This window comes from Leptothrix discophora (assembly GCF_030705305.1).
GTDB classification, from domain to species: domain Bacteria; phylum Pseudomonadota; class Gammaproteobacteria; order Burkholderiales; family Burkholderiaceae_C; genus Sphaerotilus; species Sphaerotilus discophorus.
The window spans coordinates 291,415-307,740 of the sequence record NZ_JAUZEE010000003.1; the positions used below are offsets into that span (position 1 = coordinate 291,415).

Consider the following 16,326-nt stretch of genomic DNA (forward strand, 5'->3'; position numbering starts at 1 on the left):
TCGGCTAGAGGGTCAGCCCGTAGAAGGCCACCGCGTTGTCGTGCCGGATGGCGCGCTGCTCCTCGGGCGACAGGTCCTGCATCAGTTCGTCGCTCAGCGCGATCCATGCGGCGTAGTCGGCCGCCAGGTTGAGCACCGGCCAGTCGCTGCCCCAGATCAGCCGTTGCGGGCCGAAGGTCGACCGCAGCAGGTGCCAGACCGGTTGCAGCGCCTGGCGACCTGCGGCACCACCGGCACGGGCTGCGCCGTCCGCCTCGGTCAGCAGGCCGGAGACCTTGCAGTGCAGGCCCGGCCGGGACGCCAGCTCGGTCATGCCGGCACGCCAGGGCTGCGCCCAGTCGGCGTGCCAGCCGCCGGCCTCGTCGCGCGAGGCCAGCTGGGGCTTGGCGGCATGGTCGATCACCACGGGCAGGTCCGGGTGACGGTCCAGGAAGCGCAGCAGGTGGCTCAGGTGCCAGGGCTGCACCAGCGCGTCGACACGCAGGCCGAGGTCGGCGATGCAGGCCATGACCTCCGGGTGCGGCAGGCGCGCGATCCAGTCGGCCTCGGGCAGGTCCTGCAGCATCGGCCGCACGCCCTTGAACTTCGGATGGCCGGCCCAGCGCCGCAGGGCCGGGACCGACTCGCGCCGGCTCAGGTCGACCCAGCCGACGACGCCACCGATCCAGCCGTGCAGCGTGGCAAGCTGCAGCATGTATTCGGTTTCGGCCTCGCTGTCGGCTGCCTGGACCAGCACGGTCTGGCTCACGCCGTGAGCCTGCAGCAGCGGCAGCAGGTCATCGGGCTCGAAGTCGCGGTGGATCGGCGCCAGCGCCGGCACGTCGGCACGCAGCCAGCGGTAGTCGCCACGCGCCAGCCGCCAGAGATGCTGGTGGGCATCGACGCGCGGCGGTCGGACCGGATCGACAGGCTGGGCTGGGGCGGCGGGAGCGGTCATGTCGGGGTAAGTCAGGAGCCGGAAACCGTGGCGAAGTTAATTCATCTGCGAACAGAATATCCATCAATGAACTCGTTCGCCATGCGATGAACCCCGAAACCAGCCCAGGACTTACCCGAAGCGCGGACCCTGCCCGGACGGATCCGGACCGGGACCGGGAGCAGGACCGCTATCGCGCCCCGGCGCTGGACAAGGGCCTGGACATCCTCGAACTGCTGAGCGAGCAGCCCACCGGCCTGACGCGCGGCGAGATCGTCAAGGCGATGGGCCGCAGCCCGAGCGAGATCTACCGCATGCTCGAACGCCTGGTGGCACGCGACTATGTCAGCCGCTCGTCCGAGGGCGACCGCTATGCGCTGAGCCTGAAGCTGTTCGTGCTGGCGCACCGCCACCCGCCGGTCAACCGGCTGGCCGCGCGGGCGGTGCCGGTGATGGAAGCGTTCGCACAGGCGGTCGAGCAGAGCTGCCACCTGGGCGTCTACGACCGCGGCAACCTGACCGTCGTGGCGCAGGTCAGCAGCCCGCACAAGCTCGGCTTCTCGCTGCGGCTGGGCGCGCGCGTCAGCCTGCTCGACACCGGCTCGGGACACGTGCTGCTGGCCTACCAGGACGACCGGCGGCGGGCCGAGATGCTGGCCTCGCACGAGGCACTCGAAGGCGAGGTGCCGATGTCCGAGGCCGACCTGGCCGCCGCGCTGGCGCAGGTCCGCGTCGACGGCGGCTGGCAGGGCGAGAGCCAGCAGACCTTCGGCATCACCGACCTGTCGATGCCGGTGCTGGGCCCGGACGGCCACGCGATCGCGGTGCTGACCTGCCCCTTCATCCGCCGCATCGACCGCCATCCCGGCCCGGACATCGTGCAGACGCGGCTGCGCCTGGCCGAGGCCGCGCGCGCCTTGTCGATCCGCTGAAACCGGCCGCTGCGCGGGCCGTGGGAAGATCGTCGGGACATCCCCGGACCCAGCCCGCACCATGCTCATCAACTGCGTCGCCTACCGCGACGGCCACAAGCTGGCCGACATCCCGCTGGACCGCATCGGCGGCCACCTGGGTCAACCCGGCACCTTCGTCTGGGTGGCCCTGCGCGACGCCAGCGACGACGAACTGCACGACCTGCAGCGCATCTTCAAGCTGCATGACCTGGCCGTCGAGGACGCCCGCCACGGTCACCAGCGGCCCAAGATCGAGGAATACGACGACACGCTGTTCACGGTGATGCACCTGGTCGAGATGTCCCCGACCGACGAGCTGCACCTGGGCGAGGTCGCCGTCTTCGTCGGACAGGACTTCATCGTCTCGGTGCGCAACCGCAGCACGCAGGGCTTCCTGGGCGTGCGGGCCCGTTGCGAACGCGAACCGCAGCACCTCAAGCAGGGTTCCGGCTTCGTGCTGTACGCGCTGATGGACGCGGTGGTCGACCGCTACTTCCCGATCGTCGATGCGCTGGAGAGCGAGCTGGAACACATCGAGGACCAGATCTTCGAGCGCGGTGCCGCACGCGAGAACATCCAGCTGCTGTATGCCCTCAAGCGCCGCCTCACGGTCGTGCGCCACGCCGTCGCGCCGCTGATGGACGCCACCGCCAAGCTGCATGGCGGACGCGTGCCGGGCGTCTGCGTGCCCAGCGAGGACTACTTCCGCGACGTCTACGACCACCTCACCCGCATCAACTCGACGCTGGATGCGCTGCGCGAGACGATCGGCACGGCCATCCAGGTCAACCTGTCGATGGTCACCATCGAGGACACCGACGTCAGCAAGCGCCTGGCCGCATGGGCCGGCATCTTCGCGGTCGCCACCGCCTTTGTCGGCGTGTGGGGCATGAACTTCGAGCACATGCCCGAGCTGAAATGGCAGTACGGCTACCCGGCCGCGATCGGCCTGATCGTGACGGTTTGCGGCTTGCTCTACCGGCGCTTCAAGAAGGCCGGCTGGCTTTGAGGCCACGGCCTGTTTGACAAATTTAGGTGATTCCTTCGCTGCAGCGGTCGCACTAGCCTTCGCGCCGGCCTTCGGGCCGCTTGTCGTTGTCGACCCGCACGATTGAATGCCGCCAGCCAGGCAGACCCTCGATTCCGGTGCGGCAGCACGCCCCACCGAAACCGGAGATCCCATGCCCGACACCGCGACGCCGCGCACCATCGACCCGCACGACGACACCGGCCCGGACCACGTCTGGCTCGCCCTGACCGGCGACGCGGACGCCAGCACCACCCCCCGTCTCCAGTTCCTCGTGCTGGGCAACAGCGGCGACGTGCTGAGCCTGCTGGAGGGCACGGGCAGCGGCTGGTCGGCAGCGGGCACGCTGTCCGGCACCGCCTACGGCGACCTGCAGGTCTTCAACGGCAAGGACCTCAACAACCAGGCCTACCAGGTGCTGGTGTCGCAGCCGGTCACGGTCCCGTCGGTGATGGGCTGATGGGGCCCGGCACGCACCGCCGCCGTTGGCAGGTGGCGGTCGGTCTGGTCGGCGGGGCGTCGATGGCCGCATGCGCGGCCGACGAGCTGCCCGCCGCGCCGACCGCCACACTGCCCAGGGTCGAGATCCCGGCGTCGCGCGCCGCGTCTGCGGCGATCGATCCGCCCGGCTGGGCCTCGCCCGCGACGGCGGCCCGCGCAACGACCGTGCTGGATCCGGCCGAATCGCCCACGGCCGACCGGCTGGCCGATCTGCTGCGCGGCGCGCCCGGCTTGCAGCCGGTGGTCAGCGACGGTGGCCTGTCGACCCAGTTCAACCTGCGCGGCTTCATCGTCACACGCTTGCAATACGACGGCCTGCCGGAGGTCACGCGGCTGTTCACGCGCGACCCGTCGACCCTCGCCGCCGTGCGCGTGCAGGGCGGACCTTCGGGCGTCGACAGTGGCCTGGGCAGCCCCGGCGGCAGCGTCACGCTGGCCGCGCCGACGCCTGGGCCGCTGGCGCGCCGGACGGTGTCGCTGCAAGGCGGTTCATCGGCCTGGCGACGCGGCGTGCTGGACCTCAACCAGCCGCTGACCGAGTCCTGGCGGGCCCGCCTGATCGTCGCGGCGCAGGACGGCCGCAGCGATCCGGGCCGGCAGGTGCTGGCGCGCGACAACCTGCTGGCCAGCCTGGCCTGGCACGACCCCGATGCCGACGGCCTGGGCATGCTGCGCGTCGACAGCGAGGTCCAGCACAACCACCAGCCCTACCTGTTCGGCACGGTCATGTCGCAGACCGGCGCGGTGCGCTACGGCCAGCTCTACGCCTCGCCCGACCAGCGATCGGACCGCCGCACGACGCGGCAGGCCTTGCACTGGCAGGTCGACCGCTGGCTCGGCCGCGACGGGCAGGACAGCACCTCGCACGACAGCACCTCGCAGGACAGCATGTGGCAGGCCGGCCTGCGGCTGGACCTGGGCCGCGCCCGCGTCCTGCGCGACGAGACCCTGATCGGCGCCTGGGCCCAGCGCAGCGACGGCCTGCTCGACGGCTACTACACCCGCCTGCACGACGACCACCTGCAGCGCGCCGGCCGGCTGGAAGGCCGACTGACACGCACAGGCGATGCCTGGCAGCTCGACAGCCGCATCGGCACCGAGACCGCGCACCGCCTGACCCGCTTCAGCGGCGTGCAGAACATCGGCGGCTACCAGATCGACCCGCAGCAGCCGGACTTCAGCCAGGTCGACCCGGCCCGCCTGACGCTCGGCCCGCGCCTGAAGCGCCAGGACGACCACGAGCGCAGCCGCTGGTTGCGGCAGTCGGTGGGCTGGTCGAACGCCGTGATGCTCCAGGCCGGCCTGCGCGAGGTCCGCCACGACAGCCGTGCCGGCATCGGCCTCGCCACCACCAGCCGGGGACGCGACACGGTGCAGGAATGGGCGGTGGCCACGCAGCCGCAGCCGGGCTGGCTGTGGTCGGCGAGCCGCTCCCAGGGGCTGGAACTCAATGCCGGCCTGACACGATCGGGCGACTTCCTGCCGCCGCAGCGCAGCCTCCAGCATGAACTGGCGCTGGCGCTGCACCCGGGCGCCATCGACCCGATGCGGCCCGGCACGCCATGGCTGCGGCTGGCGCTGTTCCGCATCGACCTGTCCGGCCTGCCACGTCCCGATCCGGCCGACCGCACTGCGTTCATCGCCGACGGCGCGCGTCGGGTCGACGGCTTCGAGGCCGTCACCGACTGGCAGGGCGGCGCATGGCAGGGCGGCGCATGGCAGCTGCAGGGCCAGCTCGGCCTGCTGCGCGCCCGCACCCTGACGCCGGTCAGCCCGACGCAACGCGACTGGCCGGGCAACACCTCGCGACGCAGCGCCGCGCTGCGGCTGCAGGGCGACCTCGGCCGTCTGCAAGCCGAGCCGGCAACGCCGTTGCAAGCCTGGGTGCAAGGGGTGGCCCGTTCGAGCGCCTACGTCGATGCCGCCAACACCGTGCGCCTGCCCGGCTCGGTCATCACCGACGCGGGGCTGTCCGGCCGGGTCGAGCGCTGGCGCTGGTCACTGGCCATCCGCAACCTGTTCGACCTCGACCACGTCGCCCACGCTGCGAGCGTCGACGAGGTCTACCAGGGCACGCCGCGCCAGCTGCGGCTGGTGCTGGCGTCGCCGTGGTGATGTCGGGGTGACGTGGTGGTGATGTCGTCGTGATGCCGCCAGAACCCGCCACGCCGGGCGACGTGCTGACGCTGGACCCGGTGCGCAACCGTGCGGTGCTGCCGGACGGCCAGGTGATCGCCTGGCGTCGCCGCTGGGTTGCGGCGATGCTGGCCATGCTCTGGCAACAGGCCGAGGTGGATCAGTCGGTGAGCCTGTCGGCGCTGCAGGCCGGGCTGGCGCTGCGCGGCCAGCGCCAGCCCTTGGCCGCCGTGGCCGTGCTGCGGCTGCTGGGCGATGTGCAGGGCTTCCTGGCGAGCCTGCCGGGCGAGCCGGTGGTGCTGGAGCATCCGCCGCGTCAGGCCTCGGTCGGGCCGTGGCGACTGCGCTGGCGGCGGCCCTGCGCCTTGCGCGTCGTCGACACCAGCGCGGCCTGGCCCGACGCCGCCCTGGCCGGTGACGGCGCGGACGGTCCCGAGGCCGCGTTGATGCAACGCCTGATCGCCGGCGACGACCCCGATCCCGACGCGCTGCTCGCGCTGCTGCGCTGCCTGATCTCCTTCGACGCCTTCCAGCTCTGGGGCCAGAACCAGGACGCGCTGGACATGCTCGCCGGTTGCGAGGCGCTGCCGCTGAACGACGACGGCCGCGCCCTCGTCGCGATGCGCGCGAGCCAGTCGCTCAAGCGCCTGGGCCGCTTCGACGATGCCCGAGCATGCCTGCGCGCCGCGCTGCGCCTGCCCGGTCGGCAGGACGACGCGGCCACCGCGCACATGCACTTCCTGCTGGCCCGCACCGACTACGACGCCGACCCAGGCGGCAACCATGCACGGCTCTGGCACAGCTGCATGGCCCCGCCGTTGGTGCGCCAGGCCGACCGCCACCTGCTCGCCCAATGGCACAACCTGCGCGCGCTGCTGTGCCGGCGTCGCAGCGAGGCCGAGGGCCATGCCGACCCGCGCTGGCACCGCCTGGCGCTGCGGCACCTGGAGGGCGCCATCGCCCATGCGCTGCACCAGCGCGACCACGCCGGCCTGCATGCCTACGCTGCCAACCTCGGCCTGCACCTGCAGACCGTGCGCGCGGCCGGCTGGTCGACGGCCACCCAGGTGATCGGCTGGTACCAGCTGCTGCTGGCCACCATGGACAAGCTCGGCGTGGGCAGCGACAACGCCTGGGAATACATCTACCTCGCCGAGTTCTGGCTCGACAACGAGACCGAGCTGCGCGCGCTCGAAGCCCGCGCGCCGCATGCGCCCTGTGTGCCCGTGATCGACGATCTGCACCCGCGCGACGAGGCCTACTACGTCACCACCGTCGCGCGCATCGCCCACACCGGCGACGCCCGCCAGCTCGCGCTGGCCTGGCTGTGCCACTGGCGCCATGCCCGGGCCCACCTGCCCCGCCACCGCCAGGACGCGATCGCGCGACGGCTGCGCGAGGTGATCGCCCGCGAGCCCGGCCTGCACGAGAAGCTGCTGCGCGAGGGCTATGGCGCGCACCTGTCCGATCTGTAAGAACTGAAAAAAGCGGGGCCCGGCCGGACCTCTCCAATCGCCGCAGCGCACCGCGCGATCTCGACAGCCCTCGAACGATGACCACGACCCATGCCACCCCGACAGTTCCTCGTGCTCGTCGCTGAAGTCTTCGTCATCGTGCTGTGCGCGATCACGGTCACGCACTGCGCATCGGACAGCGTTCCGGCACGTGCAGGCGCGTGCCTGATTTCGATCCCATCCGTCACACCGTCAGGAGGAAATCCCGCATGACCCGACAGTCCGCATCCATCTCGCGCATCTCGCGCTTCACACGCACCACGCCCATCACGCGCCAGCTCGCCCACCTTGCCACCACGGTGGCGGTCGTGTCCGCCGCCTGCGCCCTGTTCGGCACCGATGTCCATGCACAGCAGGTGAGCGACCCCTACGTCACGGCGGGCTACGCCAGCTTCGAGGGCTACAGCGGTGGCCTCTATGTCGGTGGCGGCCTCAAGCTGGGCAGCCTCAACAGCCTGTTCAAGCTGAATCTTCCTGGCGACCTGAACGTCGAGGGCCGCTATGCGTCGGCCAGCACGTCGAGCTACGGCGTGACCAGCAAGGCGACGTCCTTCGAAGGCGTGGCCGTGGCCAGCCACCCATTCACGCCGCAGTTCTCCGTGTCGGCCTATGCCGGCATCGGCAGCCTGAAGGCCGACGCGACCGCGTCCTACGCAGGCTACACGGCCAGCGTATCGGCATCGACCACCGAGCTGATCGGCGGCGTCGGCGTGCAGTACGAGGTGATCCCGCGCCTCAAGCTCGAAGCCCGCCTGGGCCTGCTGGGCTACGGCAGCACGACGACGTTCGGGGCGCAGTACCGGTTCTGACGCTGACCGGCGTGCGGCGGCCGACGTCGCCGCACGTCGATGGCCCGCACCACGAGGAGCCCGCGTCTTGCGCATCATCCCCACCCTTCTGATCGGCATCGTCCTGGCCCTGGCGGGATGTGGCTCCGGCGACAGCCCGACGGCCACGCCACCCGCGACGGGCGGCCCGGACATCCCCAGCCCGCAGGTCCCCCAGGTCATCCTGCAGGTCAGCCCTTTCGGCGAAGGAACGGTGAGCGCCGATTCGGCCCGCCTGGTCTGCACCGATGGCCGATGCAGCGCCTCGGTCGCGGCCGGCTCGCAGGTCACGCTGAAGGCACAGGCCGCCGCCGACTGGGTGCTGGATCACTGGACCGGCTGCGACAGCACGGTGGACGACCGCTGCACCGTCACCGTGACGACAGGCCGCACCGCACAGCCGTTCTTCGTGCGCACCACGGCGCCACAGGTCCACGCCGACGTGGTCGTGCTGTCCGATGCCACGCTCGATGCCTTGGTCAGCGACACCCGTCTCGTGCTCACCTTCACCGCTGCGGCCACGCAGCTGGCGAGCGTCGATGTCGGCGCGGTGATCGTCTCGGGCCGGGGCAACGGATTCGCCCGCCGTGTGCTCAAGAAGATCGTGCTGCCCGGCGGCAACTACCTGCTCGACACGCTGCAGGCCAGCCTCAGCGACATCGTGCTGGACGGCACGCTGGTCGGCGGCGCAGCCACCACCGGCTCAGGCGGATCGGGCATCGCGAGGGTGCAGAGCCTGGGCCCGGGCGTGACGCTCGCTAACCGGGCCCGGCCGCTGGGGGCGACCAGCGAGTTCAACCTCGATGTGCCGCTCAACGCGGCGAACACGTCCCGCCTGACAGGAAAAATCAGCATCGAGTGGAACCCGGAAGTCGCCCTCGACTTCCGCATGCTCGGCGGCCTGAAGGAAGCCAAGCTCATCATCAATCCGACCGTTCGCCCGGACGTCACGTTCATCAGGGGACCTGACCCTGAGGACACCGCCGGGGAATGGCCTGTGGACCTGGGCATCTTCACGCTGACCCCGATCTACCTGCAGGTCGGACCGGTTCCCGTGGTGTTCGTGCCCACGGTCAGGGCCTACGTGACGGCCCATGCGAAGGGTGGCGTCCAGGTCAACTTCACCAGCGGCTACTCGCTGCAAGGCAGCTACGGCGCGCACTACCGCAAGGGCAGCGGCTGGGATGGCGTCTCGACCACATCGCTGGACGGCCACTTCGCGCCGGTCGGTGCGCTGAAGTTCGAAGGCGAACTGGGCATCAGCGTCTACATGGGCGTCGCGGTCTATGACGTCATCGGTCCCTTCATCCAGGTCGGCCCCTACGTGCGGGCCACCGGCGAGATCAACACCGACAGCACGGCCGGTCTGTGCACGAAGTTCCGGGCCGACCTGGGCATCGCGGCCAAGGTCGGCGGCAACTTCAAGGTGCTGAACTGGTACGAATCGAAGTTCGAGCTGACGCTGATTGACCAGCTCATCAAGAACCTCACGGACGTGCAGGGCGCGGCTTGCCACGACACCCAGCCGCCGACCAAGCCCGGTTCGACGACAGTGGTCGCGTCGGGCCTCCGGTCGATCTCGCTGAAGTGGGAAGCGTCGACCGACGAAGGTGGCATGCGCGGCTATCAGGTGCTGCGCGATGACCTCGATCTGGCGACGACGGGCCACAAGAGCTACCAGGACACAAGGCTGGAGCCGGGCCGCGAACACTGCTACCGCATCGTCGCGATCGACCTGAGCGGCAACCGTTCCGTCCCCGGCGACCGGGTCTGTGCGACAACGCCGGCCAACGACAGGATGGCGCCGAGCACGCCGTCCGACATCCATGCGTCGGCGATTTCCACCACCGCCATCCACCTGAGCTGGCAAGCCAGCACGGACGACAGCGGCGTGGCCGGCTACGTCGTGTCCACCGAGGGCCGCAGCCTTCGCACCTTGACCGACACGGCGCTGGACATCGGCAAGCTGCAGCCGTCCACGAGCCACTGCTACGTCATCACCGCCTTCGATGCGGCGGGCAACGTGTCGCCGCCGAGCGCCCCGGTCTGTGTCTCGACGCTGCCGCCGGAGCGGGCGGCGTGGACTCTGCAGCTGGCCTGCGTCGGTCAGAGCTACAACATCAGCAACCACGTCGATCTGGACGCGGACTCGGACAGCCTGGTGAATGTCACGGACCAGGCCATGGACTACAGCGGCACGCCCCTGGCCTACCACCTTCATGGGACGTTCGACCCCGAGACGAAGGTGCTGCATGCACAGATCGATTGGGCCTTCTCGAACAGTTCAGATGTTCGACTGGACACCTTCACGGCAACCCTGTCGATGGACGACACCGGCAACTTGCCGCTGACCCAGGTGCATCGGACCGGTTGCGACGGCCACATCCGCTTCACCCGCAATACCCCCTGACCCCCTGACCCCCTGCCCCCCCTGACCCCGCGCTCCCCATGTCCCTCCACCAGTTCAGCGCCGAATGGAACACCGCCGAGGACCGCATCCGCCTGCGCATCAGCACCCGCGACGGCCAGGAGTTCCGCTTCTGGCTGACGCGGCACATCGTCGCGGGCTTTCTGTCGGGGGCGCAGAGCCTGGGCATCGAGCTGCTGGCGCGGCAACATCCGCAGGAAGTGGCGCAGGCGATGCACGAGTTTCGGCAGCAGGCCAGCGCGCAGCAGTCCGACTTCAGCCAGGCCTTCATGCCCGGCGACCACCTGCCGCTGGGTGAGGAGACCGTGCTGGTCACGGGCTTCACCCTCCACCAGTCGCTCGACCACGTCGAGGTCGAGTTCAAGACCGCCTCGGGCCACCAGGTCAGCGTGCGCATCAACGACACCATCCTGCGCGGCTGGGTCGAGTTGCTGGACAAGCTGCAGGCCATGGCACGGTGGAACCTCCAGGCCGCGCCGGACATCGGCGTCATCGGCCCGGCGGACACCCCGCCGCTCGGGCGGGTGATGCATTGAGCATCCCACGAGGAACCGCTTCCGTCGCGTCCGCCTGGGCACACCCAACCCCGAAAACGGTCCGCGCGGCATGGTTCGCGCGCCCCAACAACGAGCGCGGCACATGGGGTCGCCCGCGCCATCGACCAGCAGGTTTTTCCAGCGTCGAACTCATCTTGAATGCGCTTCTTCCGAAGTCGTGACGACGGCACATTCCGGTGCCTGGAGGACGGTTCGCCCTCCAGTCCACGTCGAGACCACAGGAGATCCGTCATGCGCAGCTATCCCCGCAACAGCCCTGAAGCCGCCGCCCGCATCGTCGCGCTGATGCTGATCTCGGACGGCCACGTCGGCCGCGCCGAGATCGACGCGCTGCGAACCCATCGGATCGAGCCTCTGCTCGGACTGGCTCACGGCAGCTTCGACCAGGTCGTGCACACGCTCTGCGAGGACCTGCTCGCCAGCGCCTACGGCAGCGGCTCGCTGATGTGCAGCGTGGACGAGGCGACGCTGGCGTCGGTGCTGTCCGAGATCGACTCGCCGGACCTGCAGGACAAGGTGCTGAAGCTCGCGATCGCCGCCGCGCAAGCCGACCTGCACCTGGCCGAGGCCGAACTCCGGCTCATGCGCGCGGCGCACCAGCAGTGGCAGTCCACGGTGACTGCGGTCTGATTCGTCAGGCGCATCGGCGACCACGACCGCTGGCGGAAGCTCAGGGATTCGAACCCTGGAACCCTTGCGGGTTGCCGGTTTTCAAGACCGGTGCAATCGACCACTCTGCCAAGCTTCCTGAGAGCGCGGATTGTGGCATGGCCCTTGGCGGACACCGCGCCACTCAGAGCGGTGCCTGGGCCTGGGCGCAGCCGACGCTGACGAGTTCACGGCGGCCGCCGTCGATGCGGGCGGCGCTCAGGCGGCCGCCCCAGACGCAGCCGGTGTCCAGCGCCAGCAGGTCCGGGCGGTCCAGTTCGCCCAGCGTCGACCAGTGGCCGAAGGCGATCGGCGTGCCGGCACTGCGGCGCCCCGGCACGTCGAACCAAGGCATCAAACCCGGGGGCGCGGTGTCAGCGCCTTCCTTGAGCTTGAAGTCCATCGTGCCGTCGGCGCGGCAGAAGCGCAGCCGCGTCAGCGTGTTGATGATCGTGCGCCAGCGTTCGGGCCCTTCGAGCGACGCGCTCCAGCGATCGGGCGCGTTGCCGTGCATGACGGGCAGGAAGCCGGCCAGCGACGGGCCTTGCAGCAGCTGCTCGACCTCGGCAGCCAGCGCCAGCGTCTGCGCCGCATCCCACTGCGGCACGACGCCGGCATGGACCATCAGCCAGCCATGCGCCTGCACCGCCAGGCGCTGGTGGCGCAGCCAGTCGATCCAGTGGCGCCGGCGCGGGCTGCTGAGGATGTCGTCGAGCGTGTCGCTGCGGTGCACGCGGCGCACGCCCTGGTCGACCGCCAGCAGGTTCAGGTCGTGGTTGCCGAGCAGGCAGACGGCCGATGCGCCGAAGCTCGCCAGGCGTTCGAGCGTGCGCAGCGATTCGGGTCCGCGATTGACCAGGTCGCCCAGCACGTAGAGCTGGTCGCGGGAGGGTGAAAAGCCGATGTCCGCGAGCAGCCGTTCGAAGGCGTCGCAGCAGCCCTGGAGGTCGCCGACGAGGTGGATCATGGGGTGATTCTGCTACGCTCCCACGCTCTCGAAACTCTGGCGCGAATGCTGCTTCGTGCCCGTCATGGATCTCGCACTCCTGGTCTTCCTGATCCTCCTGAACGGCGTCTTCGCCATGTCGGAGATGGCCCTGTCCACCAGCCGCAAGGCGCGACTGCAGGTGCTGGTCGAAGGTGGGGACAAGGGTGCCGCAGCCGCCCTGGCGCTGCACGACAACCCGACGCAGTTCCTGTCGACCGTGCAGATCGGCATCACCTCGATCGGCGTCTTGAACGGCATCGTCGGCGACGCCGCATTCTCGGCGCCGCTGGCCGAGTGGCTCACGACGACCTTCGAGACCGTTCCGCACGGCGTGGCCGATGTCGGCGCCACCGCCCTGGTGGTGGTCATCATCACCTTCCTGACCATCATCTTCGGCGAGCTGGTGCCCAAGCGTGTCGGCCAGCTCTACCCCGAGACCGTCGCCCGCCTGACCGCCCAGCCGATGAACTGGCTGTCGATCGGCGCACGGCCCTTCGTGCGGCTGCTGTCGACCTGCACGCAGACCATCCTGAAGCTGATCGGCGTGCGCGAGACCGGCAGCCGCGGCGTGACCGAGGAAGAGATCGCCGCCAGCCTGGAGGAAGGCCTGGACGCCGGTGTCATCGAGGCCCACGAGCACCAGATGGTGCGCAACGTCTTCCGGCTCGACGATCGCCAGATCGGCAGCATGATGATCCCGCGTGGCGACATCGCCTGGCTCGACGTTGGCTCGCCGCGCGAGGCCATCCTCGCGGTGCTGACCGAACACGGCCACTCGCGCTACCCCGTGTGCCGGGGGGGCCTGGACGACGTGCTGGGCGTCGTCAAGTCGCAGCAGCTGCTGATGCAACTGGCGCAGAGCGCGGAGCTGGCGCTGCTGGACGCGCTGCAGCCGGCGGTGTTCGTGCCCGAGACGCTCTCGGGCATGGAGCTGCTCGAACACTTCAGGGGTTCTGAAGTGCAGATGGTTTTCGTGGTCGACGAGTACGGCGTCGTGCAAGGCGTGATTACTTTGCGCGACGTGCTGGAGGCGATCACCGGAGAATTCACCCCGGCTCAGGCTGAAGACGCCTGGGCGGTCCAACGCGAGGACGGCTCCTGGCTGGTCGATGGCCTGATCCCGGTGCCCGAGCTGAAGGACCGCCTCGGACTCAAGCAGCTGCCCGACGAGGACCGCGGGCGCTACAACACCCTGGCCGGCATGATCATGCTGCTGCTGGGTCGCCTGCCTCAGACCACCGATGTCGTCGAATGGGACGAGTGGCGGTTCGAGGTGGTCGACCTTGATGGCAAGCGGGTGGACAAGGTGCTGGCCAGTCGACGACACGACGATGGAGAGAACGATTGACTGACTCATTGAACGGCGCCGCCGCCGCCGCTGCCGCGCCGGTGGCCGCCCAAGCCACCCAGCGCATCGCGCTGGTCGACCGCAAGCGTCACGCCGGCAAGCGCGTGCGCCCGATCACCGACTGGGCCTTCGCCCGCGAGGCCAACGCGGTGCCGCTGACCGGCGTCGAGTTCGGCGAGGCCGCGCGCGAGATGCCGATCGGCTTCGTGCACGTCGGCAAGGACGAGAACGACCGGCCCAAGATCGTGCCGATGGCGCTGATGGGCCTGCGCGAGCGCGAGAACCTGCTGGTGTCGGCCGATGGCAGCTGGAATGGCCGCTTCGTGCCGGCCACGCTGCGCCGCTACCCGTTCGCCTACGTGCGCACCCCGTCCGGCGGCGACCAGCTGTCGCTGGTGATCGACGAGGCCTGCGAGGGCCTCAACGACAGCGAAGGCGAGCTGCTGATCACCGCCGAGGGCGAACCCACCGACTACCTGCAGCAGATCATGCGTTTCCTCGATCGCTACGAGCTGGAACAGCAGCGCACCGAGGTGTTCTGTGCCCGCCTGGTCGAGCTCGAACTGCTGCGCGGCGCCGAGATCAAGGGCGACCTGCCCGATGGCGACAAGGTCAACGCGACCGGCTTCTTCATGGTCGACGAGGACAAGCTCAACAAGCTGCCCGACGCCGAGGTGCTGGCCCTGCACCGCACCGGCATGATGGCGCTGATCCACACCCACCTGGTCGCGATGGGCCAGGTGCAGGCGCTGGCGCAGCGGCTGGAGTCGCGCAAGGTCGCCAAGACCTGAGCCAACCCGACGGCATCGCCGTCGGCCGGGAAGGCCGATGGGCACGAAGGGCCTGCGATGCAGGCCCTTTTTTCTTGGGCGCCATTCAGGCCATTCAGGCCATTCAGGCCGCTCAGGCCATGAAGCCGAGGTTGCGCACCGTCGCGTCGAAGTTGCCGAGGTTGGGGAAGAGGCCGGCAAGATCACCCGCGCCGACGCCCATCCAGGTGGCCAGCGTCGCGCCCAGCTGGTCGACCGAACTGGTCGGCAGGAGCGCGCCGTTGCGCAGCTGGTCGGGGCTGCTGTCGAAGTCGTTGTTGGCGACGTTCTTGACCCCCAGCGTCGGCCAGCGGCCATGCAGGCCGGCCCGCACCGCCCCGCCCATGACGAGATGGTGCGCACCCCAGCCGTGGTCGGTGCCGTCGCCGTTGCTGGTGCAGGCACGACCGAAGTCGGACGCGGTGAAGGTGGTCACGTTGGCCGACTGGCCCATCGCGGCCAGCACGGTGTCGAAGTAGTCCAGGCCATGGTCGAGCTGGGCCATCAACTCGGCATGTCGGCGGTTCTGGCCGTCGTGGGTGTCGAAGCCGCCCAGGTTGACGAAGAAGACCTGCCGCGTGATGCCCAGTGCCGGCGCGGCCTGCACGCAGCGCGCGACCATCTGAAGCTGTCGCGCGAGGCCGTTGGCCGCGCTCGCGCCGGTCAGTGGATGGGTCCAGCGCAGCAGCGGGTCGGCATCGGCCGCATAGGTCGCGGTGCCGCTGACGGGCGTGCCCCAGGGCGCCGTGCCGGCCGGGGCCAGCGCGCCGCTGAGCGTCGCCTCGGCGTTGATCGAGCGCTCGACCACGTCGGCATGGTCCAGCGCCAGCAGGCCGGACACGCGCCGGCTGCCGTCGCTGCGGGTCCCGGTCATGACGCGCTTCATCGTGCCCAGGGCCGCCGCCGAGCCGAACAGCGTGCTGCCGCTGCCACCGATGCGGATCGCGCCATTGCTGCTGAGCTGGTACTGGCGGACCTGTTCACCGGCCAGCCAGACACTCGCGCCGCTGATCGACACGGACGTGAAGGTTGCCTGCGGGCTGCCGGCCATCAAGGCGTCGGCGATGCGCCCGCCCCAGCCGCTGCGCGCGCCCTCGGGCGACAGCGCCTGCCACCAGTTCTGCTGGTCGTTGTGGCTGAACAGCTTGGCCGGCCGCGCATGGGTCGGCATGGCGTACTGCGCCTTGGTGGTCGGCCGCACCAGCGGTCCGACGTTGGCGACGATGGCCAGCCGACGCCGCGTGTCGTGGATCTGCGCGAGCTTCACGAGGCTGGGGTGCAGCGCCAGGCTGGCCCCGCTGATCGCCAGCGGCCGCACCCCGCCCAGGCGGGCCGGCACGCTGGCCGTCGCGGACCTATCGGCGGTCGTGCCGACCGGCATCAACGCGAGGCTATCGGGCGCCTGGTTGCGCACCTGCTGGTAGGCCGCCCAGGGGCCGGCCTGGGTGTCCAGCACGGTGTTGAAGCTGTCATTGCCCCCGGCCAGGAAGACGCACACCAGCGCCTTGTAGCCACCGGCGGTCTGGGCCGCGACCTGCGAGCTGGCGGCCAGCAACGTCGCCAGCGGCAGCGCCGAGGGCGCCACGCCCGCGCCCAGGGCGGCGAGCTGTCGCAGGAAGGTGCGGCGGGCTTGCGGGCCCAGGCCGCGCAGCGGATCGTCGTGTCGGTTCATGT

At 70.0% G+C, this 16,326-nt stretch carries 14 protein-coding genes and 1 tRNA gene; 11 read left to right on the plus strand and 4 right to left on the minus strand.

Annotated features, from left to right (window positions below):
• Positions 1-4 precede the first annotated feature (4 nt).
• Positions 5-937 carry an amidohydrolase family protein gene (locus Q8X39_RS07585; protein ID WP_305749043.1) on the minus strand — a complete coding sequence of 311 codons (933 nt, stop codon included), beginning with the start codon at positions 935-937 and terminating at the stop codon, positions 5-7.
• An 86-nt stretch (positions 938-1,023) separates the two neighbouring features.
• On the opposite strand from Q8X39_RS07585, the gene Q8X39_RS07590 reads away from it, so the two are divergent.
• From Q8X39_RS07590 to Q8X39_RS07630, 9 genes are all read left to right on the plus strand, one after another.
• Complete coding sequence (locus Q8X39_RS07590; protein WP_305749044.1) at positions 1,024-1,848, plus strand: IclR family transcriptional regulator; 825 nt, start codon at positions 1,024-1,026, stop codon at positions 1,846-1,848.
• A 61-nt stretch (positions 1,849-1,909) separates the two neighbouring features.
• Complete coding sequence (gene corA / locus Q8X39_RS07595; protein ID WP_305749045.1) at positions 1,910-2,878, plus strand: magnesium/cobalt transporter CorA; 969 nt, start codon at positions 1,910-1,912, stop codon at positions 2,876-2,878.
• Positions 2,879-3,050: 172 nt separating this feature from the next.
• Entirely contained in the window at positions 3,051-3,356 is a 306-nt protein-coding gene (locus Q8X39_RS07600) for a hypothetical protein (protein WP_305749046.1), read from the plus strand.
• A gap of 62 nt (positions 3,357-3,418) precedes the next feature.
• A complete protein-coding gene (locus Q8X39_RS07605) occupies positions 3,419-5,512 on the plus strand; it encodes a TonB-dependent receptor plug domain-containing protein (RefSeq protein WP_305749047.1) in 2,094 nt (697 codons plus the stop codon).
• Positions 5,513-5,544: 32 nt separating this feature from the next.
• Positions 5,545-7,008, plus strand: coding sequence for a hypothetical protein (locus Q8X39_RS07610; RefSeq protein WP_305749048.1), 1,464 nt, complete (start codon positions 5,545-5,547; stop codon positions 7,006-7,008).
• Between the two features lie 248 nt (positions 7,009-7,256).
• Positions 7,257-7,856, plus strand: a complete 600-nt coding sequence (locus Q8X39_RS07615) for an outer membrane beta-barrel protein (protein ID WP_305749049.1) — start codon at positions 7,257-7,259, stop codon at positions 7,854-7,856.
• Between the two features lie 67 nt (positions 7,857-7,923).
• Positions 7,924-10,284, plus strand: a complete 2,361-nt coding sequence (locus tag Q8X39_RS07620; protein WP_305749050.1) for a fibronectin type III domain-containing protein — start codon at positions 7,924-7,926, stop codon at positions 10,282-10,284.
• A gap of 38 nt (positions 10,285-10,322) precedes the next feature.
• On the plus strand, positions 10,323-10,838 hold the full coding sequence (locus tag Q8X39_RS07625) for a hypothetical protein (protein ID WP_305749051.1): 516 nt from the start codon (positions 10,323-10,325) through the stop codon (positions 10,836-10,838).
• Positions 10,839-11,090: 252 nt separating this feature from the next.
• Positions 11,091-11,489: a tellurite resistance TerB family protein gene (locus tag Q8X39_RS07630; RefSeq protein ID WP_305749052.1), complete on the plus strand. Its 399-nt coding sequence runs from the start codon at positions 11,091-11,093 to the stop codon at positions 11,487-11,489.
• 30 nt (positions 11,490-11,519) lie between these two features.
• Here Q8X39_RS07630 and Q8X39_RS07635 read toward each other — a convergent pair.
• Positions 11,520-11,607 (minus strand) — tRNA-Ser (locus Q8X39_RS07635).
• 45 nt (positions 11,608-11,652) lie between these two features.
• Positions 11,653-12,474, minus strand: a complete 822-nt coding sequence (locus Q8X39_RS07640) for a symmetrical bis(5'-nucleosyl)-tetraphosphatase (RefSeq protein WP_305749053.1) — start codon at positions 12,472-12,474, stop codon at positions 11,653-11,655.
• Positions 12,475-12,538: 64 nt separating this feature from the next.
• On the opposite strand from Q8X39_RS07640, the gene Q8X39_RS07645 reads away from it, so the two are divergent.
• On the plus strand, positions 12,539-13,843 hold the full coding sequence (locus tag Q8X39_RS07645; RefSeq protein ID WP_305749054.1) for a hemolysin family protein: 1,305 nt from the start codon (positions 12,539-12,541) through the stop codon (positions 13,841-13,843).
• Positions 13,840-14,634 (plus strand): SapC family protein, encoded by a 795-nt coding sequence (locus Q8X39_RS07650; RefSeq protein ID WP_305749055.1) that lies wholly within the window; start codon positions 13,840-13,842, stop codon positions 14,632-14,634. Before Q8X39_RS07645 ends, Q8X39_RS07650 begins: the two co-directional genes overlap by 4 nt.
• 112 nt (positions 14,635-14,746) lie before the next feature.
• Here Q8X39_RS07650 and Q8X39_RS07655 read toward each other — a convergent pair whose 3' ends face one another.
• Positions 14,747-16,324, minus strand: coding sequence for a DUF1501 domain-containing protein (locus Q8X39_RS07655; RefSeq protein WP_305749056.1), 1,578 nt, complete (start codon positions 16,322-16,324; stop codon positions 14,747-14,749).
• Positions 16,325-16,326: the final 2 nt, after the last annotated feature.